This window comes from Parafrankia sp. Ea1.12, from assembly GCF_900465275.1.
Classification (GTDB): Bacteria; Actinomycetota; Actinomycetes; order Frankiales; family Frankiaceae; genus Parafrankia; species Parafrankia soli.
Genome location: NZ_UBIZ01000509.1, coordinates 1 through 740, shown reverse-complemented (window position 1 = coordinate 740; position 740 = coordinate 1). Strand labels below are relative to the sequence as shown.

At 69.2% G+C, this 740-nt stretch carries 1 pseudogene; it reads left to right on the top strand.

From position 1 onward, the window contains the following. A pseudogene (locus FMEAI12_RS30030) lies at positions 1–740 on the top strand (helix-turn-helix domain-containing protein); the annotation flags it as partial.

The window sequence follows — 740 nt, the reverse complement described above, 5'->3', positions numbered from 1 at the left end:
TCGAAGGAGGCGGAGCTCCTTGTCCTGCGACATCAGGTGGCGGTGCTGCGCCGGCAGGTGAACCGGCCCGGTCCTGGAACCGGCGGATCGGGTGATCCTCGCAGCCCTGTCCCGGCTGCTGCCCCGGTCCAGCTGGGGTTCGTTCTTCGTCACCCCGGCCACCGTGCTGCGCTGGCACCGTGACCTCCTCGCACGCAAACGGACCTACCCGCGGAAGTCGCCCGGTCGGCCGCCGGTCCGCCGGGAGATCCGCGAGCTGGTCCTGCGCCTCGCACGGGAGAACCCGACCTGGGGCCACCGCAGGATCCAGGGAGAACTCGCCGGGCTGGGCTACCCGGTCGGAGTCGCCACCGTCTGGCGGATCCCGCACCGCGCCGGCATCGACCCCGCACCCCGCCGGGCCGACACCTCCTGGCGCACCTTCCTGTCCGCCCAGGCCTCCAGCCTGCTGGCCTGCGACTTCTTCACCGTGGACACCGTGTTCCTGCAACGGATCTACGTGTTCTTCGTCGTCGAACACGCCACCCGCCACGTCCATGTTCTCGGGACCACGAAGCACCCGACCGCAGCCTGGGTCACCCAGCAGGCACGGAACCTACTGATGGACCTCGACGAACGTGGCCACCGGTTCCGGTTCCTCATCCGTGACCGTGATACGAAATTCACGGCTTCCTTCGACGCTGTCTTTGCCGGGGCCGGTATCGACGTGGTGCGCACACCGCCACAGTCGCCGCAGGCGA